This is a genomic window from Metabacillus fastidiosus NBRC 101226, from assembly GCF_001591625.1.
In the GTDB taxonomy this organism is placed as follows: Bacteria; Bacillota; Bacilli; order Bacillales; family Bacillaceae; genus Metabacillus; species Metabacillus fastidiosus.
Genome location: NZ_BCVG01000030.1, coordinates 12,881 through 35,929 on the forward strand (window position 1 = coordinate 12,881; position 23,049 = coordinate 35,929).

General features: G+C 33.7%; 27 protein-coding genes. 12 read left to right on the forward strand and 15 right to left on the reverse strand.

Annotated features, from left to right (window positions below; all coding sequences use genetic code 11):
• Positions 1-17: 17 nt before the first annotated feature.
• Positions 18-776 (reverse strand): enoyl-[acyl-carrier-protein] reductase FabL, encoded by a 759-nt coding sequence (fabL, locus tag BFA01S_RS09685; RefSeq protein ID WP_066229122.1) that lies wholly within the window; start codon positions 774-776, stop codon positions 18-20.
• 106 nt (positions 777-882) lie between these two features.
• On the opposite strand from fabL, the gene BFA01S_RS22800 reads away from it, so the two are divergent.
• Positions 883-1,053 carry a hypothetical protein gene (locus BFA01S_RS22800; RefSeq protein ID WP_169800456.1) on the forward strand — a complete coding sequence of 57 codons (171 nt, stop codon included), beginning with the start codon at positions 883-885 and terminating at the stop codon, positions 1,051-1,053.
• A 44-nt stretch (positions 1,054-1,097) separates the two neighbouring features.
• Here the strand turns inward: BFA01S_RS22800 and mutY are convergent, their stop codons facing one another.
• Complete coding sequence (gene mutY / locus BFA01S_RS09690) at positions 1,098-2,180, reverse strand: A/G-specific adenine glycosylase (protein WP_156483584.1); 1,083 nt, start codon at positions 2,178-2,180, stop codon at positions 1,098-1,100.
• 124 nt (positions 2,181-2,304) lie between these two features.
• Here mutY and BFA01S_RS09695 point away from each other — a divergent pair, with 124 nt between their 5' ends.
• Positions 2,305-3,285: a metal-dependent hydrolase gene (locus tag BFA01S_RS09695; RefSeq protein ID WP_066229124.1), complete on the forward strand. Its 981-nt coding sequence runs from the start codon at positions 2,305-2,307 to the stop codon at positions 3,283-3,285.
• 38 nt (positions 3,286-3,323) lie between these two features.
• Here BFA01S_RS09695 and BFA01S_RS09700 read toward each other — a convergent pair whose 3' ends face one another.
• Positions 3,324-3,593 carry a YfhJ family protein gene (locus BFA01S_RS09700; RefSeq protein ID WP_066229127.1) on the reverse strand — a complete coding sequence of 90 codons (270 nt, stop codon included), beginning with the start codon at positions 3,591-3,593 and terminating at the stop codon, positions 3,324-3,326.
• Between the two features lie 115 nt (positions 3,594-3,708).
• On the opposite strand from BFA01S_RS09700, the gene BFA01S_RS09705 reads away from it, so the two are divergent.
• Positions 3,709-3,873 (forward strand): small, acid-soluble spore protein K, encoded by a 165-nt coding sequence (locus BFA01S_RS09705; RefSeq protein WP_066229130.1) that lies wholly within the window; start codon positions 3,709-3,711, stop codon positions 3,871-3,873.
• 30 nt (positions 3,874-3,903) lie between these two features.
• Complete coding sequence (locus BFA01S_RS21870) at positions 3,904-4,065, forward strand: YpzG family protein (RefSeq protein ID WP_082799933.1); 162 nt, start codon at positions 3,904-3,906, stop codon at positions 4,063-4,065.
• Positions 4,066-4,142: 77 nt separating this feature from the next.
• Here BFA01S_RS21870 and BFA01S_RS09710 read toward each other — a convergent pair whose 3' ends face one another.
• Together BFA01S_RS09710 and recX are read right to left on the reverse strand one after the other, a co-directional pair.
• A complete protein-coding gene (locus tag BFA01S_RS09710; protein ID WP_066229133.1) occupies positions 4,143-4,463 on the reverse strand; it encodes a YfhH family protein in 321 nt (106 codons plus the stop codon).
• Positions 4,464-4,481: 18 nt separating this feature from the next.
• Positions 4,482-5,276 carry a recombination regulator RecX gene (gene recX / locus BFA01S_RS09715; protein ID WP_066229134.1) on the reverse strand — a complete coding sequence of 265 codons (795 nt, stop codon included), beginning with the start codon at positions 5,274-5,276 and terminating at the stop codon, positions 4,482-4,484.
• 135 nt (positions 5,277-5,411) lie between these two features.
• Here recX and BFA01S_RS09720 point away from each other — a divergent pair, with 135 nt between their 5' ends.
• The 3 genes from BFA01S_RS09720 (at position 5,412) to BFA01S_RS09730 (ending at position 8,308) form a co-directional block, all read left to right on the forward strand.
• Positions 5,412-6,311, forward strand: coding sequence for a TIGR01777 family oxidoreductase (locus tag BFA01S_RS09720; protein WP_066229136.1), 900 nt, complete (start codon positions 5,412-5,414; stop codon positions 6,309-6,311).
• Positions 6,312-6,324: 13 nt separating this feature from the next.
• Complete coding sequence (locus BFA01S_RS09725; RefSeq protein WP_066229139.1) at positions 6,325-7,452, forward strand: amidohydrolase; 1,128 nt, start codon at positions 6,325-6,327, stop codon at positions 7,450-7,452.
• 298 nt (positions 7,453-7,750) lie between these two features.
• The gene (locus BFA01S_RS09730) at positions 7,751-8,308 is read left to right on the forward strand and encodes a GNAT family N-acetyltransferase (protein WP_066229142.1); all 558 of its coding nucleotides are present in this window, start codon (positions 7,751-7,753) and stop codon (positions 8,306-8,308) included.
• Positions 8,309-8,492: 184 nt separating this feature from the next.
• On the opposite strand, the gene BFA01S_RS09735 is transcribed toward BFA01S_RS09730, so the two are convergent.
• The 8 genes from BFA01S_RS09735 to BFA01S_RS22395 all read right to left on the reverse strand — a co-directional run bounded on the left by BFA01S_RS09735 (position 8,493) and on the right by BFA01S_RS22395 (position 15,447).
• On the reverse strand, positions 8,493-9,335 hold the full coding sequence (locus tag BFA01S_RS09735) for a sulfurtransferase (RefSeq protein WP_156483586.1): 843 nt from the start codon (positions 9,333-9,335) through the stop codon (positions 8,493-8,495).
• A 23-nt stretch (positions 9,336-9,358) separates the two neighbouring features.
• Positions 9,359-10,198, reverse strand: a complete 840-nt coding sequence (locus tag BFA01S_RS09740) for a MerR family transcriptional regulator (protein ID WP_066229144.1) — start codon at positions 10,196-10,198, stop codon at positions 9,359-9,361.
• A gap of 25 nt (positions 10,199-10,223) precedes the next feature.
• The gene (locus BFA01S_RS09745) at positions 10,224-10,955 is read right to left on the reverse strand and encodes an ABC transporter ATP-binding protein (protein WP_066229147.1); all 732 of its coding nucleotides are present in this window, start codon (positions 10,953-10,955) and stop codon (positions 10,224-10,226) included.
• 14 nt (positions 10,956-10,969) lie between these two features.
• Entirely contained in the window at positions 10,970-11,722 is a 753-nt protein-coding gene (locus BFA01S_RS09750; protein WP_066229150.1) for an ABC transporter permease, read from the reverse strand.
• Positions 11,723-11,860: 138 nt separating this feature from the next.
• Positions 11,861-13,015, reverse strand: a complete 1,155-nt coding sequence (locus BFA01S_RS09755; RefSeq protein ID WP_082799934.1) for a phosphotransferase enzyme family protein — start codon at positions 13,013-13,015, stop codon at positions 11,861-11,863.
• Positions 13,002-13,937 (reverse strand): ABC transporter substrate-binding protein, encoded by a 936-nt coding sequence (locus BFA01S_RS09760; protein ID WP_066229153.1) that lies wholly within the window; start codon positions 13,935-13,937, stop codon positions 13,002-13,004. Before BFA01S_RS09760 ends, BFA01S_RS09755 begins: the two co-directional genes overlap by 14 nt.
• A gap of 27 nt (positions 13,938-13,964) precedes the next feature.
• Complete coding sequence (locus tag BFA01S_RS09765) at positions 13,965-14,963, reverse strand: ABC transporter substrate-binding protein (RefSeq protein ID WP_066229156.1); 999 nt, start codon at positions 14,961-14,963, stop codon at positions 13,965-13,967.
• Between the two features lie 340 nt (positions 14,964-15,303).
• Positions 15,304-15,447: a hypothetical protein gene (locus BFA01S_RS22395; RefSeq protein ID WP_156483587.1), complete on the reverse strand. Its 144-nt coding sequence runs from the start codon at positions 15,445-15,447 to the stop codon at positions 15,304-15,306.
• A 310-nt stretch (positions 15,448-15,757) separates the two neighbouring features.
• Between BFA01S_RS22395 and BFA01S_RS21875 the strand changes: the two genes are divergently transcribed.
• Positions 15,758-15,886: a YfhE family protein gene (locus BFA01S_RS21875; protein ID WP_082799935.1), complete on the forward strand. Its 129-nt coding sequence runs from the start codon at positions 15,758-15,760 to the stop codon at positions 15,884-15,886.
• A 69-nt stretch (positions 15,887-15,955) separates the two neighbouring features.
• Complete coding sequence (locus BFA01S_RS09770; protein WP_066229159.1) at positions 15,956-16,138, forward strand: YfhD family protein; 183 nt, start codon at positions 15,956-15,958, stop codon at positions 16,136-16,138.
• A 662-nt stretch (positions 16,139-16,800) separates the two neighbouring features.
• Here BFA01S_RS09770 and BFA01S_RS09775 read toward each other — a convergent pair.
• Together BFA01S_RS09775 and BFA01S_RS09780 are read right to left on the reverse strand one after the other, a co-directional pair.
• Complete coding sequence (locus BFA01S_RS09775) at positions 16,801-17,406, reverse strand: histidine phosphatase family protein (protein WP_066229163.1); 606 nt, start codon at positions 17,404-17,406, stop codon at positions 16,801-16,803.
• A 111-nt stretch (positions 17,407-17,517) separates the two neighbouring features.
• Positions 17,518-18,657 (reverse strand): DEAD/DEAH box helicase, encoded by a 1,140-nt coding sequence (locus BFA01S_RS09780; protein ID WP_066229166.1) that lies wholly within the window; start codon positions 18,655-18,657, stop codon positions 17,518-17,520.
• A 323-nt stretch (positions 18,658-18,980) separates the two neighbouring features.
• Between BFA01S_RS09780 and BFA01S_RS09785 the strand changes: the two genes are divergently transcribed.
• The 3 genes from BFA01S_RS09785 (at position 18,981) to BFA01S_RS09790 (ending at position 22,996) form a co-directional block, all read left to right on the forward strand.
• Positions 18,981-21,293 (forward strand): sensor domain-containing protein, encoded by a 2,313-nt coding sequence (locus BFA01S_RS09785; protein WP_169800457.1) that lies wholly within the window; start codon positions 18,981-18,983, stop codon positions 21,291-21,293.
• A 315-nt stretch (positions 21,294-21,608) separates the two neighbouring features.
• Positions 21,609-21,779 (forward strand): aspartyl-phosphate phosphatase Spo0E family protein, encoded by a 171-nt coding sequence (locus BFA01S_RS21880; RefSeq protein ID WP_082799936.1) that lies wholly within the window; start codon positions 21,609-21,611, stop codon positions 21,777-21,779.
• 563 nt (positions 21,780-22,342) lie between these two features.
• The gene (locus BFA01S_RS09790) at positions 22,343-22,996 is read left to right on the forward strand and encodes a GGDEF domain-containing protein (RefSeq protein WP_066229174.1); all 654 of its coding nucleotides are present in this window, start codon (positions 22,343-22,345) and stop codon (positions 22,994-22,996) included.
• Positions 22,997-23,049 lie beyond the last annotated feature (53 nt).

Below are 23,049 nucleotides of genomic sequence, written 5' to 3' on the forward strand. Positions count from 1 at the left end.
AAAAATTTTATATAATTTTATACTAAAAGAGAACGGCCGCCGTCCACGATAATTGTTTGTCCTCTTATCATCGATGATTGATCAGAAACTAAAAATTCAACTGTGTTAACGAGATCATCTATTTCAACCATCCGGCCCGCAGGTGTATTTTTTCTTGCATCCTCTAATAGTTCGGCACGATTTGGAAAATGCTTTAATGCTTCTGTATCAACAGCACCGCCTGATACAGCATTTACTATAATATTTTTTGGCGACAGCTCAACAGCTAGGTATCTCGTTAATGCTTCAAGCGCTGCTTTTGAAACGCCAACTGTCGTATAGTTCTCCAATACACGTATAGAGCCGAGTGAACTGATACTTACAATTTTACCACCATTTGACTTTTCCATTCTTTTGGCGGCTTCTTGAGCACAAAAAAGAAGGCCCTTACTATTAATATCCATCGTCCAATCCCAATGGCTTTCTTCTAATTCCATTGCAGGCCGTAAAACACCTGATGCCGCATTATTAACGAAAACGTCAAGTCTTCCGCCAAATTCTTCGTCAATTTGGGCAAATAACTCTTTAATTTTTTCAGGTTTACCAACATTCGCTTTTATCGCGATTGCCTTAGCCCCAAGCTGTTCAATCTCATTTACCGTCTCAAGTGCAGCTGTTTTACTTCGGGCATAGTTAATAACAATATCGTATCCCTTTTCTGCCAGTCTAATCGCAATCGCTTTTCCAATTCCACGGCTGCTTCCTGTCACTAATGCTACTTTTCTCTGTTCTGTCATATTTTCCAGCTCCTTAAATCGGGGGACTGCCCCATCAAATGTATAATACATGTATTGTATCAAATAATACGTTTAAACTTCTATTTTTTAAAAAGGAGGGACTATAATGTATAACGGCCGGGATATGACGGAGCTTTCCATGATGTCAAAACGTGATTGGACAGATGCTGAACTAGCCCATTTCCAGCATTCTTTCCAACAGATTCTTCCATATTTAAATAGTGAAGGACAAACGATACAACGTGAAATTATGGAGGAAATGGCAGCGAGAAAATAAAGAAGAAAGACAGTCCGTAAAAAACTTTTTTCGGACTGTCTTCCTCATATTTCACCTTTATACATTTTATATATTTTCTGATGGGAGACTGGAAATGCATATTGTTTAATTGTTTCCTCATCCACTTGTACTAATTTCTCGGATTCCATCGATTTTATTTCACCGAAATAAATAGAGAGATTCCATATACGATGAGAAAATATATGCTGGATAGTTCCTATTAAAGGCTGAAGAGCTGCTTCTATATCGTATTCTTCTTTTAAAAAGAGAGCCAATTGCTCTGTATGAGTTTTATTTAATTCCTGTTTTAATTCACAATTTGGAAATTCCCAAAGATTAGCAAGTAGACCAGTAGGCGGTCTTTTATGAATATAAAGCTGCCCATTCTCATCGTAAAGAACAGCTGCTGCCATTTGCAAAGGCACTGGCTTTTTCTTCTTACTTTTTACTGGAAGCTCCGTTTGCACACCTTCGTGAAATGCTGCACAATGCTCCCTTACCGGACATAATAAACATGACGGGGATGTCGGTGTACAAATAATGGCTCCTAACTCCATTAATGCCTGATTAAAGTCAGAAGGATATTCTCGTGAAATAATTTCTCGGATTATTTCCTCAAATAAATTTCTTGTTTTTACTTTAGCAATATCATCCCAGATCGAAAGAATTCTTGACATCACTCGCATCACATTTCCATCAACAGCCGGCTCAGGAATATTATAAGCAATACTGAGAATTGCACCTTTCGTGTAAGGTCCAACCCCTTTTAGCTTGCTGATTTCATTAGGATCATTTGGTACAATACCTCCGTAACATTCATTCACTTCTTTTACAGCAGAATGAAGATTTCGAACACGGGAGTAGTATCCCAGCCCTTCCCAGGCTTTTAAAACCTCTTCCTCATCTGCATTTGCTAAAGCTTGGATCGTCGGAAACTTCGTCGTAAATTCATTGAAATACGGAATAACTGTATCAACTCTTGTTTGCTGAAGCATTACTTCTGATACCCATATTTTATAAGGATCTTGATTTTTTCTCCATGGTAAATCGCGTTTTTCATTTCGATACCAATTAATTAAATCATTTTGAAAATCTTGGATTGCAAAGTTTTCTAATTTTTTCATCATGCGGAAATTGCCCCCAAGTGTTAAATTTGATATAGTATTTCTAAATAAGAATAAAGAATGTTCATAAGTGAATCATTTGTGAATACTCCTTTATTACCCAATTCATTTAGGAGGTCGTTATTGTTTGGATACTGGGACACATATCGTCATGGGAATTGCGCTTGGAGGATTGGCAACTTTAGATCCTGCGGTCGGTCCCGATACTGCAACTGCACACGCCATTATGATCGGCACGATACTCGGTTCTCAAGCACCTGATTTAGATACAGTGTTAAAATTTAGAAATAATGCACAATATATTCGTAACCACCGCGGAATTACTCATTCGCTTCCTGCAATTCTTATTTGGTCGCTCTTAATTACAGGAACGATTAATATATTTTCATCACATATTAACTTACTTCACCTTTGGCTCTGGACACTTTTGGCTGTCGTTCTTCATGTTTTCGTTGATATTTTTAATGCTTACGGTACACAGGCATTAAGGCCTTTTTCAAAAAAATGGGTCGCCCTCGGAGTAATCAACACATTTGATCCATTTATTTTCACTGCTCATATTATTGGAATTATTATTTGGGCTTTAGGCGCTCATCCCGGCTATACATTTCTATGGATGTACGCGATAATCATTGGCTACTATTTGATTCGCTTCTGGCATCAAAAAATGATTTTTCGAAAAGTACATGAAAATTTCGATGCAGTAGAAGAAATTATTATTTCACCGACAATGCGTTTCCATAAATGGCATCTTGCTATTATGACAGAAGACCGCTTTTATGTCGCCCATGTTATCGAAGGAAAGATTATCCTATTGGATGAATTTGATCGAGTGCCAATTCCAAAATCTGAAGTAATAACAGCTGCTAAAAAAGATGACAATATTTCTGCTTTCTTATCTTTTTCTCCCGTTTATCGGTGGGAGATCAGTGAATATACAGACCATTATGAGGTCAGGTTCATTGATTTAAGATATCGAAGTAAAGGATATTATCCTTTCGTTGCAATCGTCCAGCTTGATTCACGTCTTGAAATTGTCAGCTCCTATACTGGCTGGATTTTCAGCGAGGCAAAACTAAGACGAAAACTTGATATACTTCCGGATTAAAATGATGAATGAGGCTGTTTTCACAGCCTCATTTTATTTTAATGAATTAAATAATCTTTTGAATCTAATAAATCTTTATACTTTGGATTCGAAGCAATGAATTCGTGAAGCTTATCACCGTAATTTGAAATGAATTGCAACACAACTTGCTCTGTTACATTTTTCCCCAAATACTGTTCTCCAGCTTGCGCCCGAGTCGTTTCAAAATCTTCCCATAAAAGCTCAATCCATGTTCTTGCCTGATAATAATTCAGAAAATCATTTTTCTTTAATAATTCATTCGTTAATCGTTCAAAATATGTTTCCAAATTTCATCACCTCTAGCAATATTTCACTACTTATATTTAAAGTACTACTCGCCATACTATTAGTACACTCCATTGCTGTGGAGTAAGATTTAATCATGATGAGGGAGGTTTTTGCATGCGCAATAAAGAAAAAGGCTTTCCAAATATGAGCAATAACAAACTTGAAGGCGAGCCTCGTGCAAAAGCGAGATTCGCCTCAACAAGAGCTGACGGAACCATTAATACGAAGCCACAAGAACGAATGAGGGAATCAGGCAAGCGTGACAAACCTTACTCTTAATATACAAATACTTGTGGGGGTGCATTAATAATGGGGACAAAAAATAAAAAAGACTTTTATGACAATTTGTATTCCAATCCGTATACCCAGCCTTGGGCAAATCCGAAGCATGCACATGCACAAATTAATGGGGAAACCCAGCAATCACAAGACCTCATCATTTTAAAAAGACAAACGAGAAAAAGATCTTAACTTAACGGGGAGATTCTTTTCTCCCCCTCTAACAGCATATAAAATATTATACTTATTTCCCTGAAAAGAAGAAATAATTAAGCTTCGATTTTTAAAAGCATGGAAACTGGAAGAGCTTCTTCTTTGTCCGGACTAGAAAGTCTGCATCCCCATGCAAAAATACCATTCATATATTCAATTTTAAATTTTTCCTCTTCCGCACCTTCAATATAGTAAATTTCCCCTGGAAGAAAGTCATTTAAATTCAATAAATAACATTTTGCCATTGCAATCTTTCTTTCCAATACCGCATATTCATTAATAATTCCTAATTGTTCTGCTTTTCTTGCTTTTTCTCTTAATGTTGCTATCTCAATGTTTAATTCATATTCTGTCATCTCGCTATAACGCTTTTCCATTATAATTTTATCCCCTTCTTACAACTCGTCCATTTCTAAATAACGTTCAATTAATTCCATTGAAAAACCTTTTCTATATAAAAACTGCTTCATTTTCATTTTATACGTATACTGATCATTATTTTTATAACGCGATTTTGCTTTATCTGCCTGTTTAACAAGTGCTTCCCATTCTTCTGCTTCTTCTTTTTCAAACTTTACTTCACTAATAACATTAGAAATAATGTTTGATGAAAAGCCTTTTCTCATTAAATACTGCTCTACTTTTTGCTTTAATAAGATAGAAGAAAGATTTTTATTTTTATTTACCGCTTTATGAGTATGTTTTAGCGCTTCTTCAAATTGAAATGATTCATCATACTCAAGTAATGCCGTTTCCAATATTATCTGGTCGATTCCCTTTGCTTTTAATTCCTGTTTCATAACATTTGGACCTTTTCCATTCGTTTTCCATTGAGAACGGACATATGCTTTTGCAAACTCCAAATCATCAACATATCGATAATCTTTAAGCCGATAAATCACTTCTGCTATAATAGGCTCAGTAAACTCTTTCAACTTTAGATGGTCACTAACCTCTTTAATCGAACGCATCCGGTAACTTAAGAATTCAAGTGCTTTATTAAAAGCTTTCTTTACATCGTCACCGTATTGTATTTCAATTATATCCTCCTCATTAAGCTGCTTTCCTTTTTTTAATTCATATTTAATAAACACATCTTGGTCAACACTAAAAGCATATTGATCATCTAAATAAATATTAAAACGCTCAGTGGAATGCTTTTGTGTTGTTATCTTTGTAATAATTTTCAATTTGTTTCACCTCCATCATATAGGGAAAATTCCATCTTTAAGGACTTTGACATGTCTCTTAATGCTGCTCTTTATTTACAATAAAAGAGGACTTTTATTACATTTAGTGTATAAAATGGTATAAGGAGTGATGAAATGAAAATATGTATTTCTGGTGGGACAGGATTTATAGGGAAGCAGCTGACAGATTATTTTCTCCGTCAAGGTCATGATATTTATATTTTAACACGAAATAATAAGCATTCTAATGAAAAGCATTTACACTATATAAAGTGGTTAGAAAATGATACAAATCCGAGTGAACAGCTTGAGAACACAGATGTATTTATAAATCTTGCAGGAAAATCCATAAATAGTCGGTGGACAACGCAGGCAAAAAAGGAAATTGTTGAAAGCAGAGTGAATGCAACAAGAACCATTTATTCTATTATTGAAAGATTGAAAACAAAACCTGTACTAGTTATTAACGCAAGCGCTGTCGGTATATATGGAACATCAACAACCGAAACATTCACAGAGAATTCCACTGTACAAGCTTCTGACTTTTTAGCAGACACAGTTAATCATTGGGAGAAAGAAGCGAAAAAAATAGCCGAGCTAAATATTCGAACAGTTTTTTGCCGATTCGGAATTGTTTTAGGAGAAGAAGGTGCTCTGCCAAAGATGGTATTGCCTTATAAATTTTTTGTCGGGGGAACAATTGGTAGCGGAAAGCAGCCGGTCTCATGGATTCATATACATGACCTCATTATGCTGATTGATTTTATTATAAAAACTCAAGAAATACATGGTCCAATTAACGCTGTTTCACCATACCCAGTAACAATGAAGGAGTTCGGAAAAACAATTGCTAAAACAATGAATCGTCCCCACTTCATACCTGTTCCCTCATTTATTTTAAAAACTCTGCTCGGCTCAATGAGCATGCTTTTACTGGAGGGACAAAGAGTTTTACCGGAGAAGGTGCTTAATCATGGTTTTCAATTCACATACCCAACTGCTGATAAAGCCCTTCAAAACTTATTAAAATCTTAGAATGGAGCTACAAATGGATTGTATATTATTTAAAAACGCAACAATTTATCCGATCACTTCTAATGTCATGTATGAGACAGACTTATTAGTGAAGGATGGCAAAATCAATAAAATAGGAAAAAATTTATCATGTCCAGATAATGCGACTATTATTGAATGTGACGAACAATTTTTATTTCCCGGACTTATTGATGTTCATACACATCTTGGTCTATATGATGAGGGGACAGGCTGGGCAGGAAATGATGCAAATGAAACGATTGAACCACTAACACCGCATATTCGCGCCTTGGATGGTGTCTATCCGCTTGACCCTGCCTTTAAAGACGCTATTGCTTATGGGATAACGACAGCACATATTATGCCTGGCAGTGCAAATGTAATCGGTGGAATGACATCTGTTATTAAAACATATGGTACTGATATTTCAAAAATGATTATTCAAGAGCATGCCGGCTTAAAAATTGCATTAGGCGAAAATCCAAAAAGAATCCATAGTCATGGAAATAAAGAATCAATTACAAGAATGGGTATTATGGGGATGTTAAGGGAAGCATTCCATAAAGCAAAATATAATAATGAGCCTGATGATTTCCGATCATTGCCAATTAGAATGGCCCTCAAGCGGGAAATTCCCGTTCGTATTCATGCACATCGCGCCGATGATATTATGTCGGCTATCCGTTTTGCAGAAGAATTCGAGCTTGATTATCGAATCGAGCATTGTACAGAGGGACATTTGATTGCAAATGAACTAGCAAATAAAAATATAAAAGTCTGTGTTGGTCCAACTTTAACAAGAAAATCCAAAGTCGAATTAAAGAACAAAAGCTGGGCTACTTACCAGGCACTTTCAGAGAAAAATGTAGAAGTTTCTATAACGACTGACCATCCTTATACACCGATTCAATATTTAAATATTGTCGCCTCTATAGCTGTAAGAGAAGGTTTTGATGAACAAAAAGCATTAGAAGGAATTACAATTAATGCAGCTCGAAACTTAAGAATAGAGAATCGTATCGGCAGTATAGAAATTGGCAAAGATGCTGATCTCGTTTTATGGTCCCACCATCTCTTTCATTACCTGGCAAAGCCTGTTTTAACAATGATTGACGGTACAATAATTTACCAAAAGGCGTAAACATCCTGCTATATTTGGGGTTAAAAACAGCTCGAAAAAAAAATTTTTTTTCGACAAAAAAAACAGTATCTTTTTTGAAAAAATTCGCGTATTATACTGATGGGTAAGATATTAATTGACAATGACAATTTAATCTTGGATTGGGAAGGCAAATGGTGCGCCACCAGCTTCACTGGTTCTAGTGGGTTCGATTCCCACCCCGAAATTTTTCATATTATTTTTCATATAAAAAATTTCGAGGGTGGTTTTTCTGTGTCCTTATACACGTGACGATTGCCCTCATATTGGAGGGATCAAGATGCTTAAAAAACGTGAGGTACAAGACAGCCACGCACTTTATGAACTAATGGTACATCCAGAAGTCTTTCCTTTTGTGCGTCATCAGGCTAACTCATTTGAGGAGTATTTATTTTTAACAAAACAAACAATTGAAGCAGAAGAACGTGGTGAACTAATCTCACGTACCATCTTGGATGAATGGGGCGCTCCAATCGGAACAATCAGTTTATTTGATATTCAAGATAATGCTGGTTTTCTTGGAACTTGGATTGGCAAACCGTATCATGGCAAGGGCTATAATAAAATAGCAAAAGATCATTTTTTTAATGAGCTGTTTTTCGAGCTAAATATTGAAACAATTTTCCTTAAAATTAGACAAGGTAATATCCGTTCAATGAAAGCTGCTGAAAAGCTTCCTTACACAATGAATGCTAATGAAACGAGAAAAAGTCTGTTAGAGCAGTTTAACACTGCTGAGAAGCAATTTAATTTATTTGAAATTTCTAAAGACCTTTATCATTTATACACAATGCGTTCTGCGGAAGAAACAGCTGAGCAGCATTTAAAAGAAGCTTAATATATTAAAAAACTCTTATAAAACTCAGCTATAGCTGAAATAGTAAAAATTTACTAAAACATAATGATAGTTGAAATCACAGACGATTTTAATAGATATATAAATAATATAAAGAAGCTAATATATTTTCGTTAGCTTCTTTTACTATCCAAACAGAATGTTTCAATGCACCCGTTTTACGATCCTATAAACTACTTTCACCACATTCAGTTAGATTGTTTTCATAACTTGTCCAGTCACCCCAACTACCTACATATAGCTTTACATTTTCATAGCCTGCTTCAGTTAGCGCTAGAATATTTGGACACGCTGTAACACCAGCACCACAATAAACAATAATTTCCTTTTCTTTAGGGATAGCTTGGAATGTTTTTAGTTGCTGTTCACCTTCTTGAAAAACACCTTCTTTTGATAGTACCACTTCCCAAAAATAATTAAGCGCTCCTGGAATATGTCCTATTTTAGGATATTTCGTATTTTCTTCTCCTGTATACACTTTCTTTTTGCGAGCATCAATTAGAACTCTTCCTTTATCATGTAAATGTGCTCGAACGTTTTCCATTGAAACTGTTAAAAGCTCATTAGGTATTGCAATGTATTTTTTCACATCCGGACTAGGTATTTCATTTGTAATAGGGTACCCAGCTTCCTTCCAATGAGACAACGGACGATTTAGCATTTGAACATGCTTATGTCCAAAATATTTTAGTAACCACCAGCACCGTGCTGCAACATTCCCTGCTTCATTATCATAGACGATGACATGTGTGTCATTGTCTATCCCTGCTTCACCAAGTTTACGTGCGAATTCTTCCTTAGAGGGAATAGGATGACGCCCACCATGTGTTAATATAGGACCTGATAAATCTTTATCTAAATGAAAATAAACAGCTGATGGAATATGCTCCTGTAAATAACCTTCGTAGCCTAACTCTGGTCTACCAAAGACAAAACGTGTATCAATAAACACAGTCTTTCCAAGCATTAACTTTTGAAAAGCCTCTTGTAATGTAATTAAATTAGACATTATTTTTCTCCTCTCAATTAGTGCTATGCTATTTTTTCTTGTATTGGAAAAATTAACTCTGTAATAAATTCTTCTGAATTTGCAGAACACCAACGATCGATAATATAACGCTCATAAGTTATTCCTTGTAACTGGATATTATTTTTCTTTACCCACTGCAGTACAGCTTTATATGTTATAGGAATTTGACTATAATCACCTTTATGGATTGCATTTACTACACGAATATTGCCAATTTGAATCATTTCTTCATATTCACCTAAAATTTCGGAATAACAATTGATAGTACTATAACAACTTTTTATCCTCTCTTCGTAATGTTGAAATTTTAATATAAAAGGACCATATGTAAAAATATCATTTTCACTACAAAATTCTACAAATGAATTACTAAATATCGATTCAATATGCTCTATTTCTTCATGGACTTTATACTGATAATGGATTGTACGATAAAGCGGCATCACGGAAGTATAAATCTTAACTCCACCAAAAAGTTCTGTTTCCTTTGAAAGCATTTCACCTTGTTTTAACAACTGAAACCATTGTGTCATTGCAAAATGTTTCTTATTAAGTTCTTGTATTTGTTTTTCTACAATTGCTAGCTCTTTTGTGAAATACGATTCAAGCGTATTTACATCAAGTGAACAAATGAGGTTCTTTATATCTTTTAATTGAAAACCAAGCTGCTTGTAATATTTTATGACAGGAATTTTTAATATATCGTTTTGTGAATAATATCTGTATTTTGTTTCTAACGAAACTTTTTCCGGCTTTAGCAAGTCCATTTCATCGTAATACCTTAACGTCTTTGTCGGTATTTTACAAAGCTTCGAAACTTGACCAATTGTATAATATTCCATTTAAATATCATCCCTTATCTTCACCTTATAACAACTTTAAAATCTCATTTTTTGTTTCTAATAGTTCATTTGATACTAAACGCATTGTTTTTTCTTCCTTATGAAAATCTAATGATATTACACTTTTAATAATACCTGGCTTTGCACCAAGCACATAAATACGGTCAGATAGAAATATTGCTTCTTCTATATCATGTGTAATAAACAAAATGGTAATATTTAGTTTTTCTTTGATTTCAAGCAACCACTTTTGCATTTTGCTTTTCGTAATTGAATCAAGTGCTCCAAATGGCTCATCCAATAACATCGTATCCTGAGATGTTAAAAATGTACGTAAAAAACTTGCTCTTTGCCTCATACCTCCTGATAACTGATTCGGGTACTTATTTTCATAGCCACGTAGCCCTGTCATATCTAAATATTGCTTTACGATTTGTCTAGCTTCCTTCGTACTGACACCTTTTATTTGCAGAGGTAAGCAAATATTATCCATCACTGTCTTCCACGGTAATAATAAATCTTTTTGCTGCATGTAACCAATGTTAGTTGAAATTTTCTGGTCACCACTGTCTGCATCTGTTAAACCTGTAATAATATTAAAAAGTGTACTTTTACCTGAGCCACTTGGTCCAATAATTGATACGAACTCTCCATACTCAACAAATAATGAAATATCTTGTAAAATACGCATATCATTGTAGCTTTTATTAATATTGTTTAATGAAATTATTTCTGCCTTCTTAACTTTAGTAGTCATTACGATAGCCCTCCTTATTTCCAATGTGTAACTTTTTTAGCAATGAAGTCTATGGCATAAATAAAAGCGATACTGACGATCACAATAACAATAATAGATGCAAACACTTTATCAAGTGCATAAGCATTTTTCACACGTACCATATAAACTCCGATCCCCTTAGTACCACCTTGCCATTCTGCAATTACCGCAGCCATCACCATATATGTGGCAGCGATTTTCAAACCTGAAAAGAAATTCAACATTGCTGAAGGTAATTTCACATGGAAAAATAACTGCCATTTAGAAGCTTCCATCGTTTTAAATAGATTTATATAGTCTTTATCGACTTTCTCAAATCCGTCCACTAGACTAACTGTAATTGGAAAAAAACATACTAAAATGATAATAAAAATGTTGGTTATCAACCCGAAACCAAACCAAATGATTAACAAAGGGGTAATTGCAATAATTGGTACAGTTTGTGAAATAACTAAAACTGGATAAAGTGACTTTTTAATAAATGAAAAACGATCCATTAAAATACTAATAAAAAAGGCGAACAAAATTGCTATTACAAAACCTAAAATTGATTGTTCTAATGTTACTTTTGTATGTGTCATAAGTAAGCTAAAATCTTCAATAAACGCTTTAACAATATCTATTGGAGATGGCAAAATAAACTTCGATACATCACCGAACACTATAATAACTTGCCAAAGCAATATTAGTATCATAAACATTAATACTGGGTAAAACGTATTATCAAATTTTTTTAATTTCGTCATTACTCGCCTTCTCCTTCTGTTTCTAATATCCAAAATATATTAAAGACCAAAAAGGTCTTTAATATTAATTGATAATTCCTATAAGTTTACTCAATTTTAAGTTTTACCTATTTCACTGTCAATTGTTTTTTCTAAAAGTTAAGCATTTACCCTTTGTTTTAAATAGTTTAATAGCTGCTGTCCAGAAGGCTCTCGAAACCATTTAACATGTCCAATTAAAAACGTATTATATGCTAAATCCGCATTTTCCTCTGATTTAATAATTCCGTAGAAATAATCTATTTCCGATAAAGCAAATTCTACGTGAACAAGCGGTAATATTTTATATAGCACGTGTGATTCTAATTTTGATAGTGGTCGAACAGATTCATAACCTGCAAGTAAAGCATCTAATGCACCATAATGTACTGTACAATCTAGTTTTTTTCCAAGTTCTAACCATTCTATTATATTACGTTCAATAGCAGTTGCTAAATCATATACTGCATATGTCTTATCACTTAATCCAAAGTCCAAAATTGTCTTCACCGTAGCTTTTCCATTTACATTAGCCCAAAGTAAATTTGAAGCATGCCAATCATTATGCGTCCAAATTGGTTTTAATTTTTGTAAATCTACATGAAGCTGTTCATGAAACGCCAATATGTGTTTTTGAATATCGTCTTTCCAGCGTTTATCATCTAAATACTTCACTAAGGCAGGGCGCGTTTTCAAATACTCTTCTATTTGTTTAATTGGATGAGCGGAATTAAATATTGAAAAGCTTGATATAAGCGGACTTTGTTTACGTTTAGGAGCTTCAAATGTCTCTGCTGCAATGTGCATTTGTGCCAAAGCTTGGCCTGCCGCATACGCATCCTCTTTACATTTAAACGGCGACCAAGATACAGCATCACGATACCAATCATCACCTTCACCCAATAAATGAATTTCATAAGTCCACTCATCTAATGTAAAAGCTGTTTTATCAGATTCCCCTTTAACAACATTACTAACCGGCAAGCCATTATTTCGTAAATGTTCAATAAATCGATGTTCTTCAAGAATTGCCTCAACATCACGAATAGCAAAATGATGACGTTTCAAAAAATAATATCCGCTATCGGTTAAAGCAATAGCTGCACTCGAAAATGGACGAGGACTGTGCCAAGTCAATTTTTTTACATTCCTAATTTTTGGATAGTATTCTAAAATTCCCTCCGCCTCTTCTAAAGTTATTTTTCTCCAGTCAGGTTCGACTAATTCCTTACCCATACCATGAGATTTTAACTCTGCTTTATTATAGTTCCCCAATATGATACCCTCCTTCAGGAAGGAATCGATAGTCACAAGCTTCTTTCCAAATATTACAATCTTCTAAAATACCATTTTTCTCAAGCCATTTTGCATAAGGTTCCATTAACTCTGGTCTTTGGTAGCCCCAATACCCTTCATGTAGCCACGTTGCTGCGATTAATGATAACGATTTCGTAATTAATGATACCGGGAAATAGGGAACATAACGTTCATATACTTTTTCTGCAATACTGGGCTTATTTGCTACTGCAATAAAACCTCGTGCTGTAATTTCCAAAAAGATATAAATTAACTGTGGATTTTTATCAATAAGTTTTTGGTTCGTACCGAGCAAATAGCTATGATATGGCGGTGCACCAATGTCATCTACTTTCCAATAAAAACGCTCTTCTTCCGGAACTATGGAATCCATTTGCAACTCCCACGCCCAATAACTTCCAAAGGTTGCATCCACCTTTCCAGCAATAATGTCCTCTGCCTGATATTCTTTTACACCGCTATCGACAATGGTAAATGAATTGGGATCTCCACCATCAGCTGCAATTAAATGCTTTACCATCGCTATCCCTCGGGGAGTTGGATTTAAAGCGATTCGTTTATTGCTTAAATCAGCAGGTCGACGGATTCCTGTACTTTTTACTGTTTGAATCGTTTCCATTCCACCATGATTAATCGAAGCAATACTAACAACTTCCTTCGAGTTCTCACGCATTACAAGTAAACGATTGGTAGGGAATATTCCAAAATCTACTTCCCCACGTTTCAAATAAGCTAATGTGTCTCCTCTAGCTGCATCATAGCAAACAAATTCTACATCAATTCCAGCTTCTTCATACCATCCTTGCGATCTCGCATAGTAAAATCCGGCTGAATTTGTCCAAGGATGAAAGTACTCTAACATTACTTTAATATGTTCCATTTTCAATACTCCTTTTAGATAGCAAAATTATTGTGGTAAAAATTCATTGGTAAATGCTTCTTCAACATTTAGCTCTTTTTCAGTTAAACCTGCCCCTCTCATAAAATCAGCATAATTTAACCATGTTTCTTTTTTCATAACCCCCCACTTGGAAGCATCTTTGGAATATTGTTCTGAAAGAAATTTCTGGCTAACATAGACAAGATCTTTGTTAAGTTCAGGTGCATATTTTAATAAAATTTCTGCACTTTCGTCTGGATTTTTGATTGCATACTCATACCCTTTGCTAGTCGCCGCTAAAAATCCCCTTACCTTTTCAGGATTTTCGGCGATTAATTGTAGATTCGTAATTAATAAAGGTGTGTAATAATCTAAAATCGGATCTAAATCTTTAACCGGGAAATAATTCAGTTCAATACCATTTAATTGGGCTTCTAGTCCTGTCCATCCTTCAAAAATCCATCCAAAGTCAACATGCTTTTTCGTTGCAGCAAAGAAATCATCATTGCCAAGATTAACAATTTTCACCTTACTAAAGTCTGCTCCATTTGCTTCCATAACGTTTTTTAAAATAGCTTCTTCTGATGGTGAACCCCATCCGCCGTATACTTTACCTTCAAAATCCTTGATAGAAGTAATATTTTTCCCTTTTGGTGCTGCAAAGCCCGACGTATTATGTTGAATAATTGTAGAAACTGCTTTAATTGGTAGCTTTTCATCACTTGTTAATGCATATGTTACATCTTCCTGGAAGCTAACACCGAAGTCACCTTTTCCAGCAGCAACTAAAGTAGCTGTCGTACTTTCTGAAGGTTGTATAATCTCAACGTCTAACCCTTCCTCCTCGTAATAGCCTTTTTCAAGTGCGACATAAAGACCTGTGTGATTCGTATTAGGTGTCCAATCTAAAATTACTTTGGTCTTTTCAAACTGCCCAGTCGTTTCATTTTCTGCTCCGCATCCTGAAATAGCTAAAAGACTAACAATCGTAATAGCAGAGGCAATATATTTTTGTAGAATTCTCATATTTCTTATTTCCTCCTATATTCAATAATTATTCACATCAATTTACTTGGTTATAAACATTTAAACATTCCTCTAAACTGGAATGTCAAGCGTTAAAAATAAATTATTTTTAAAATCAACGATTGAACGGTCAAAAAGATATTTTATTAAATTTAAGATTGTCCCCTTCTATATTATTTTAGGTGACATAAAAATAGTGAAATAATCTAATTCAAAATAAAACATTGATATATCAATGTTTCTAGAAAATAAAAGAGCTTTCCAAAGCCAACATTTGACTTCTAGGAAAAGCCTCTTCAAAATAAATATTCAAACTCAATATTGGGCAAATTACAATAAGCTAAAGACTCATTTTTGTTAATTCACTTGAATCCTTCACTTCAACATCTGCGAAATCAAAATCTATACCAATCACCATTAAATTATTATCATTTACTGCACGAACATCGAATTGTTGACCATCTACAATTTCACTATTCTCCATCTTCACTATTCTCCATCCTATTTTCTTCAATTAATTTCTTTATTAAATTTGACTTCTTCTCAGAGAAAATGCCTTGAGTACTATACAAAATAATCAAGTCAATACGTTTCAATAAGTAATTCTAAAGCTTCTCATAAATGTAATTTTTCACTAATTATACTCATTTTCTAATAAGAGTTTTGAAATGATGAACCTGTCATTATTCACACATTATCCTGCTAAAAAAGTAACGGCTTTTTTGCGAATGGAATGAATTAACTTTGTCGACACTATAAATGAGAAATACAATTTATCGAAAAGGATGATAGCAATGAATGAGAAGAAAAGAAAGCATACAACAAAGACAACCCTTTCCAGTACACAGGAAGTTCTTTATTCAAGAGAATTTAAAATGGCAGATCGTGCTGGAGGCTACATAGAAAGTAAATCAAGGCATTAAGTTCCAACATGAAAACTTAGAAAATAGCCTATCCTATTATGGAAACATTCCATAAAGGAGGGCTTTTTCATGGGCAGAAGCAATAAGCAAAAAACAAGAGATGGCAATAAAGGATCGTTACCACAAGTTCCAAAAAATTTAAAAATTGAGCCAGACGGAATTGATGAAGAATTTTCTCGTGAACTTGCAGATGTAGACGACAAAGAAGCACAAGCTAGAGCGAGTGCCGCGAATAAAAGACAAAGAAAATAGAATAAAACCTTCTGATCAGCAGAGCAGTAGAAGATATTTTCTTCTCCTGCTCCTCCATTAAATCAATACAATTTCATCTATACATTCTTTTTTATTTATATGTAATTTTGATCCATATTTGTATCACATGTGGAAAACTATAGTTATCCACATGAATCACACCCATTTGTTAATAACTCAACTAATAAAAATGTGGATAATGTTGATAAGTTGTTAATATCCTTCTTTTTTCTATCTGTTTTATCCACAACTTGTCGATCATCCAGTGAATAACTTGCTTTCCTATAAGTGAATAACCTTCCTAGTATGAATCGATGTTTTTCTCAGCCTGTTGAAATACTTTTAGCTATCATCCATTTATTCCTAAATCATGCTTTAGTTATATGTTACCGGAAACAAAGGAGCTAAAACATGAAGTACACAACTACACTTAATTATATTGGGCATGGAAATTCACGTTCCCAACAAAAATTAATGCTATAAAAGTTTATTGTCAGCCATGATACAGGCAATTCTTGCTCATGGTCTATAGAAACTGCAATTATTTCGAAGATAATTAAATTTATGTATAACATCTTGGGTACTGACATAATTTATTATTACAACTTAGAGCTGACATCATAAGATAAAGGTAAAAGGCTGTCTTAAATAAAGACAGCCTTTTACCTTTGGGACAAATGAGCATTATTATTTAAAAACTGAATTTTCCACCCTGACTCATTATCATACAATAAGATGGAATATGATGTATTGGGAATTTCCGTTATGCCTGGTCCCTGCTGTCCATTCGTTATATCGTATAGGAAAGCATTAATAAAAGCGCCATGGCTGACAATAAGAATTTTTTCCCCTTCGGTTTCTGTGACAATGTCCATAATCCTCGAAACCGACCGTTTTCTAAGTGCTTCCAGCGACTCAATAATGGAGTTATCCACAATGTCCCAATTCGTTTCGTAATCCGGGATTTCTGCAAGCAGCTGCTTGAGCTCCATTCCTTCAAAGCTTCCAAAACTTCTCTCTCTCAGCAATGGACATTTAATAACTTCTTGAATATTTAATTCCTTTGCAATAATAGACGCTGTTTCATATGCTCTTTGTAAATCACTTGAGTAAATCTTGCTTATTCCGCTGTTTACTAAAGCATTTGCCAACTGCTTTGCTTGATGCCTTCCAATTTCATTTAAAGGAATATTCATATGACCTTGAATTTTTCCTATATGATTCCATTCCGTTTCACCATGTCTTACTAAATAAAGAATAGAGATCATCTCCTCTTAACTTAAAACTATTCCATTGTTACTTCATTATATATTAAGATAAAAAATAAAATATCAGATTCCATACATCAATTGATGAAATCTGATATTTTAAACTACATATTATTTCTTTTCTTCCACTAATTGTGCTTTATATAATACTTTCTTCTCCAGCTTTATATTAAGTTCACGTGCTATCTTTTTCAATTCTCTCTCTTCTCTTTCTGTTACGATAGAGATAATAGTACCAGATGCACCTAATCTTCCTGTACGTCCTGAACGATGAATATATTGTGTTTCATCCTTCGGAAGATCAAATTGAATAACATGTGTTAAATTTTCTATATCAAGTCCTCTCGCTGCTACATCTGTAGCCAGAAGCAAATCAATTTTTCCCGTACGGAAATTTTTAAGTGCTGCTTCACGATCTGCTTTTTTAGAATCACTATGTAATAAGCCCAGCTCAACATCTCCATATGTCAATTTCTCGCTTAAAACAGATAAATTCCCAATATCTTTTACAAAAGCTAATGCCTTCATTGGAATCGTCTTCGCCAGTCTTTCCAGTAATTTAGATTTCTCTCTTTGTTCACAGACAAGATAAAGATGGTCCACTTGTCCAGACGGCACCTCATCCCGGCTTACTTTTATAAGCTCAGGCTGTTTCATTAAATCCCTTGCTCTTGATTCTGTTCCTTCATCTAATGTCGCTGAGAATAAGACTAGCTGTCTCTCATTTAACGTTGTTTTCACGATATTTTTCACCGTGTTTTGATGCTCTTGTTTTAATAATTGATCACCTTCATCAAGAACGATCGTTTTTACTCCATGCATTTTCATCTTTTTCATATTAATTAATTCAAAAATTCTTCCTGGTGTTCCAACAGCTATTTGCGGGCTTTTCTTTAATTTTTCAACTTGTCTTTTAACATTTGCTCCACCAATAAATGAAGCTGAAGTTATATTACTCCCTTCAGACCATTTTGTAAGCTCTTGAGAAATTTGCATAACGAGTTCTCTTGATGGTGCAAGAATAACTGCTTGAAGCATCTTTTTATTTACGTCAATACTATTTAATATAGGGAGCAAATAAGCTAATGTCTTTCCAGTTCCAGTGGGAGATTGTGCAATTATATCCTTTCCCTCCAATATAGAAGGAATGGCCTTTGTTTGAATTGCTGTTGGATTTTGAAAATTATTCTTTTCCCAAACATTCTGGATAAATGGTTCTAATTGTATAATAAACGTAGAATTAATCGTCATTTGTTCTCCTTCTTATTCATTGTTTTTCAATCCTAATAGTACAAGTAAATTTAATTAAAATCAAAATTAAATTATAACTTAATATGTACCTCTTCTCTTTTCTATTACTTTCATCTCTAATATGATAAAATCGCTTCATAAGCAACTTTAAAATCCTTAAAAGGATTGAGGAAATTATGAAAAATAATAACATCAAATTTTTAATTAAAAAAGTCCCCTCGAAAATCTGGTGGTTAACTTTCACTTGTTATTTTATAACAATATTATTAGAAATTATAAAGCTGGACGGTTTTTCCCAAATAGGGATATTTTGGATAATAAAAGTGATCCCCGCTCTAAGTTTTGCTTTCCATTTCGGCTTACGAGGCAGCGTTATCGCCACCTGCATTACTGTACTTTTTCATACAATATCTAATTTTAATGGGCTGTTTTCGGCTGAGAATACATTCAATCGAACTTTATATTTTCTAGAAGAAATTATTATTATTGCATTTTGTATTATTTCAGTAGGTATATTAGCTGAGCAGCTGAAATATCGAAATAACTTGTTAACAGCTTCCAATAAGAAACTTGAAATGATCAACAACGAAGCAAAAAAGAATTATGAACTGTATCGTTCCCTAATAGAATTAATTCCGGAGATAATTATTATCCATAGAAATGGGACCATTCTTTTTATTAACTCAACGGGAGCTGAAATATTAGGTCCCGATAAACCTGAAAACTTCATTGGTCAATCATTATTTAACCTGATCCATCCTGATTCGAAAGATATCTTATCTAAACGTCTTCAGTCCATTAACGAAAAGAAATGTTTAGATTTAAACGAACTGAAAGCATTAAGTTTAAAAGGAAATACTGTTCATATTGAATCAACTGCTATTTCTATCGATTATTACGGACAGCCTGCGACCCTTAGTTTTGCAAGAAATATTTCTTCCACGAAGCAAGCTTACGAAGAGCTTACGAACAGCGAGAAAAGATATCGAACATTATTTGAACATGCAAGCGATGCAATATATTTATTCGAAATGGATAAAAGAGGGAAACCTTTACAATTTATTGATGTAAATAATGTCGCTTGTGAACGATTCGGATACAGTAGAGAAGAGCTGCTTTCCATGTCACCTTTAGATATTACATCAAAGAGCCGTTTAGAGAAAGTGGATGATACACAGCAGGAACTTCTTGAGAATACTCAAATCATGTTTGAAGGAGAATATATTTCTAAAACCGGGGAAAAGATCCCAAGTGAAATAAGCGCAAGTATTATTACATTAGGAAATAAAAAAGTGACATTTGCCATTTCCAGGGATATTAGAGAACGAAAAAAAGCGGAAGAACAAATAAAACATTTAGCTTTCCATGACAGTTTAACAGGCTTGCTAAACAGAAGCAGTTTTAACTCCTATTTGAATAAAACGATTGAAGAAATTCATTTAACAAATGAAAAGGTTGCTGTTTTATTTTTAGATTTAGACAGATTTAAAATTACCAATGATACACTTGGGCATCATATAGGTGACCTGTTATTAGTAGAAGCAGCAAGAAGATTGGAAAATTGCGTATCAGAAAAAGATATCGTTGCGAGACAAGGCGGGGATGAATTCATCATTCTGCTGCATCATACTGAGCAATCAATATTGGACACAACGTCAATACACATTGTTGAAGAATTGAATAAGCCTTTTATTATTGAAGGTCATGAAATTTTCACTTCACCGAGTATAGGGATCAGCATTTATCCTCATGACGGGAAAGATTCAGCTTCTTTAATCAAAAATGCTGACACTGCGATGTATGCAGTAAAAACAAGTGGTAAAAACAATTATCAATACTATTCTTCTGAAATGAATCAAAAGAATAAACGAAAAATGTTACTTGAATCCGCCTTAAGAAACGCATTAAATCATAATGAATTATCAATATATTACCAGCCTAAAATTAATATTCACACGAAGGAATTAACCGGTGTTGAAGCATTGCTTCGCTGGAATTCTACAGAGCATGGGACTGTTTCACCAACAGAATTTATTCCGATAGCCGAAGAGTCCGGTTTAATCATTCCAATCGGAGAATGGGTATTAAAAACAGCATGCAGACAAAATAAATTGTGGCAGGATAGCGGCTATGTTCCTATTAATATGTCTATCAATCTATCAGCCAGACAGTTTCAACAAAACAACCTAATTCCCGTTATTAAAGAAACCCTGGAGGAAACTCAGCTAGACTCCAAATATCTTAATTTAGAAATTACCGAAACAATGGCGATGATAAATATCAATCAGTCGGTTACAAAGCTTAAACAATTAAAAGAATTAGGTGTCAGCCTATCATTAGATGATTTTGGAACAGGCTATTCATCATTAAATTACTTAAAAAAGTTCCCATTAGATGTATTGAAAATTGATAAATCTTTTATTCATGACATTATTAGTGATGAACAAAGTACCGCAATCGTAAAAGCCATCATTTCTGTTTCTAAAAGCCTTAACCTTACCGTTATTGCAGAAGGTGTTGAAACGATCGAACAATTAGAAATTCTCAAATCAGAAAAATGTGATCTTGCTCAAGGCTATTATTATAGTCCCCCAATACCTGCTTATGAATTAGAAAAAATGCTAACTTTCACTTAGGAGCTGATCAAATAAAGCACCTACCAGTGAAAGTTTTTCTTATTCCGAACTTATGGCTGTTGAAACTAAAAATTCTATAAACATGAATTTTTGTCTTCGAATTTAAAAGATAACTAACATAAATCTAATCTTCAATATCATCAATTAGCATAAAACACTAATATTTCTATGCCTTTAAATGGTAAAACAATAGATTCCCCGAAAGAATTTTGTCCCTTTACTAGAAGTATTGTCGAAACTATTTCAAATTTTTTTATTATCGTTCATAATACATTTAAGCAACACTACCTTATATTTTATTAGGAGCTAAGGACTATGAATAATAAGCCATTCTTTGAATTAGCATATAAAATTAATTTAATAAGACAGCTGATGATTGTAACTGGACAAACAAAAGGATTAAATCATCCAGAAACTTTAAAGTACAGCCAAGAATTGGACAGGCTGATTTTCACAACACAAAAAACATATAGATCATGCAGCTAATTAAAGATCTAGTTTCTTCAAAATGAAAATTCTATGAGTGAGGGAATTTACAATCCCTCACCGATTTTAAAAATCAATCATTTTTCTTTACATTTAAAATTCCAACATGTACTTAATAAAAAATACAGCATATTGCAATTTTCTCTCAATTTTTAAAGTAAAACTTTCGTCAGTAATGATTTTTAGCATTCCCTACTGATAATCAGTTGAAATAAGTGACCCCTTACAGACAATTAGTCACACTGCCTTTAAACACACAATAAATTTGAGTAGCAAAATCCACTAAATTTCACTGTAAATTTTCGTTGGAAACGATAATTTAATTTTGTATAATATAGAAAGCTTTCATCATAATAAAATAGCAGGGATACAACCTCCAAAAAGCACCATTTCTAATATTATATTCCTTAAATATAGGTATTCGCTCTACCTTTATATCACTATATAATCAAAAATTGGTATGCTATTATATTCTATAAATCAACTAAGTTATTCCTAGTGAATACTTATTTTTGATTTGTATACTTATCTTTATTTTTAGCTTGTTCAAAGGTGTGGTTAGTATGAAATATACGGGTAGAATTTTTGTATTTATATTCATTCTCATTTTTCAATATTCGATTGTAGCATATCTGTATTATGAAAATGGATATATTGAAGAAGTAAATTATATTGCAACACCAGTTATGTTATTCTTCGGGTATTTCATTGGAAAACAATTCGATAAAGTAAAATTCTATTCTGAAAAAGATATATTAACCAATTTATATAACCGCCGTTTCATTATGACTAATTTCAAAAAATTTGCTGCTTCTGCAGAGCGGATGAATAGCAAGTTTTTTATTCTCGTTATTGATTGTGACAATTTCAAAGAGATTAATGACTTATACGGTCATATTAGAGGAGACGAGATTTTAAAATCTATCGGAGAATGCCTTATTTCTGCAACAAGAAAAGGGGATATTACAGCACGATGGGGCGGAGATGAATTTCTAGTAATAGGATATATGAAAGATGAAACTGATTTAACAATTAGTTTAAATAAATTGGAAGAGAAGCTCAACGAACTTTCTGAAAAATTAAAAATACCAGTTTATGTTTCAGTCGGCTCAGCTATTTTTCCAAACGAAAGTAAAGATTTATTGGAACTAATTAAAATAGCGGATGATAATATGTACTATTGCAAGGGATTGAAAAAGAAAGAGAAAATAACCTGATAAAAAACGAGGATGTCCCAAAAGGGGGAAAAGCAACCCTTTTGGGACATCCT

Excerpts from the sequence above, each read along its gene's own strand:
- BFA01S_RS09765 (WP_066229156.1), bottom strand. The coding sequence starts at position 14,963 with ATGAGAATTCTACAAAAATATATTGCCTCTGCTATTACGATTGTTAGT.
- BFA01S_RS09790 (WP_066229174.1), top strand. The coding sequence starts at position 22,343 with ATGAAATATACGGGTAGAATTTTTGTATTTATATTCATTCTCATTTTT.
- BFA01S_RS21880 (WP_082799936.1), top strand. The coding sequence starts at position 21,609 with ATGAATAATAAGCCATTCTTTGAATTAGCATATAAAATTAATTTAATA.
- BFA01S_RS09710 (WP_066229133.1), bottom strand. The coding sequence starts at position 4,463 with ATGGAAAAGCGTTATAGCGAGATGACAGAATATGAATTAAACATTGAG.
- BFA01S_RS21875 (WP_082799935.1), top strand. The coding sequence starts at position 15,758 with ATGAATGAGAAGAAAAGAAAGCATACAACAAAGACAACCCTTTCCAGT.
- BFA01S_RS09720 (WP_066229136.1), top strand. The coding sequence starts at position 5,412 with ATGAAAATATGTATTTCTGGTGGGACAGGATTTATAGGGAAGCAGCTG.
- BFA01S_RS22800 (WP_169800456.1), top strand. The coding sequence starts at position 883 with ATGTATAACGGCCGGGATATGACGGAGCTTTCCATGATGTCAAAACGT.
- BFA01S_RS09735 (WP_156483586.1), bottom strand. The coding sequence starts at position 9,335 with ATGTCTAATTTAATTACATTACAAGAGGCTTTTCAAAAGTTAATGCTT.
- mutY (WP_156483584.1), bottom strand. The coding sequence starts at position 2,180 with ATGATGAAAAAATTAGAAAACTTTGCAATCCAAGATTTTCAAAATGAT.
- BFA01S_RS09775 (WP_066229163.1), bottom strand. The coding sequence starts at position 17,406 with ATGATCTCTATTCTTTATTTAGTAAGACATGGTGAAACGGAATGGAAT.
- BFA01S_RS09705 (WP_066229130.1), top strand. The coding sequence starts at position 3,709 with ATGCGCAATAAAGAAAAAGGCTTTCCAAATATGAGCAATAACAAACTT.
- BFA01S_RS09750 (WP_066229150.1), bottom strand. The coding sequence starts at position 11,722 with ATGACGAAATTAAAAAAATTTGATAATACGTTTTACCCAGTATTAATG.
- BFA01S_RS22395 (WP_156483587.1), bottom strand. The coding sequence starts at position 15,447 with ATGGAGAATAGTGAAATTGTAGATGGTCAACAATTCGATGTTCGTGCA.
- BFA01S_RS09745 (WP_066229147.1), bottom strand. The coding sequence starts at position 10,955 with ATGACTACTAAAGTTAAGAAGGCAGAAATAATTTCATTAAACAATATT.
- fabL (WP_066229122.1), bottom strand. The coding sequence starts at position 776 with ATGACAGAACAGAGAAAAGTAGCATTAGTGACAGGAAGCAGCCGTGGA.
- BFA01S_RS09760 (WP_066229153.1), bottom strand. The coding sequence starts at position 13,937 with ATGGAACATATTAAAGTAATGTTAGAGTACTTTCATCCTTGGACAAAT.
- BFA01S_RS09740 (WP_066229144.1), bottom strand. The coding sequence starts at position 10,198 with ATGGAATATTATACAATTGGTCAAGTTTCGAAGCTTTGTAAAATACCG.
- BFA01S_RS21870 (WP_082799933.1), top strand. The coding sequence starts at position 3,904 with ATGGGGACAAAAAATAAAAAAGACTTTTATGACAATTTGTATTCCAAT.
- BFA01S_RS09730 (WP_066229142.1), top strand. The coding sequence starts at position 7,751 with ATGCTTAAAAAACGTGAGGTACAAGACAGCCACGCACTTTATGAACTA.
- BFA01S_RS09770 (WP_066229159.1), top strand. The coding sequence starts at position 15,956 with ATGGGCAGAAGCAATAAGCAAAAAACAAGAGATGGCAATAAAGGATCG.
- BFA01S_RS09780 (WP_066229166.1), bottom strand. The coding sequence starts at position 18,657 with ATGACGATTAATTCTACGTTTATTATACAATTAGAACCATTTATCCAG.
- BFA01S_RS09725 (WP_066229139.1), top strand. The coding sequence starts at position 6,325 with ATGGATTGTATATTATTTAAAAACGCAACAATTTATCCGATCACTTCT.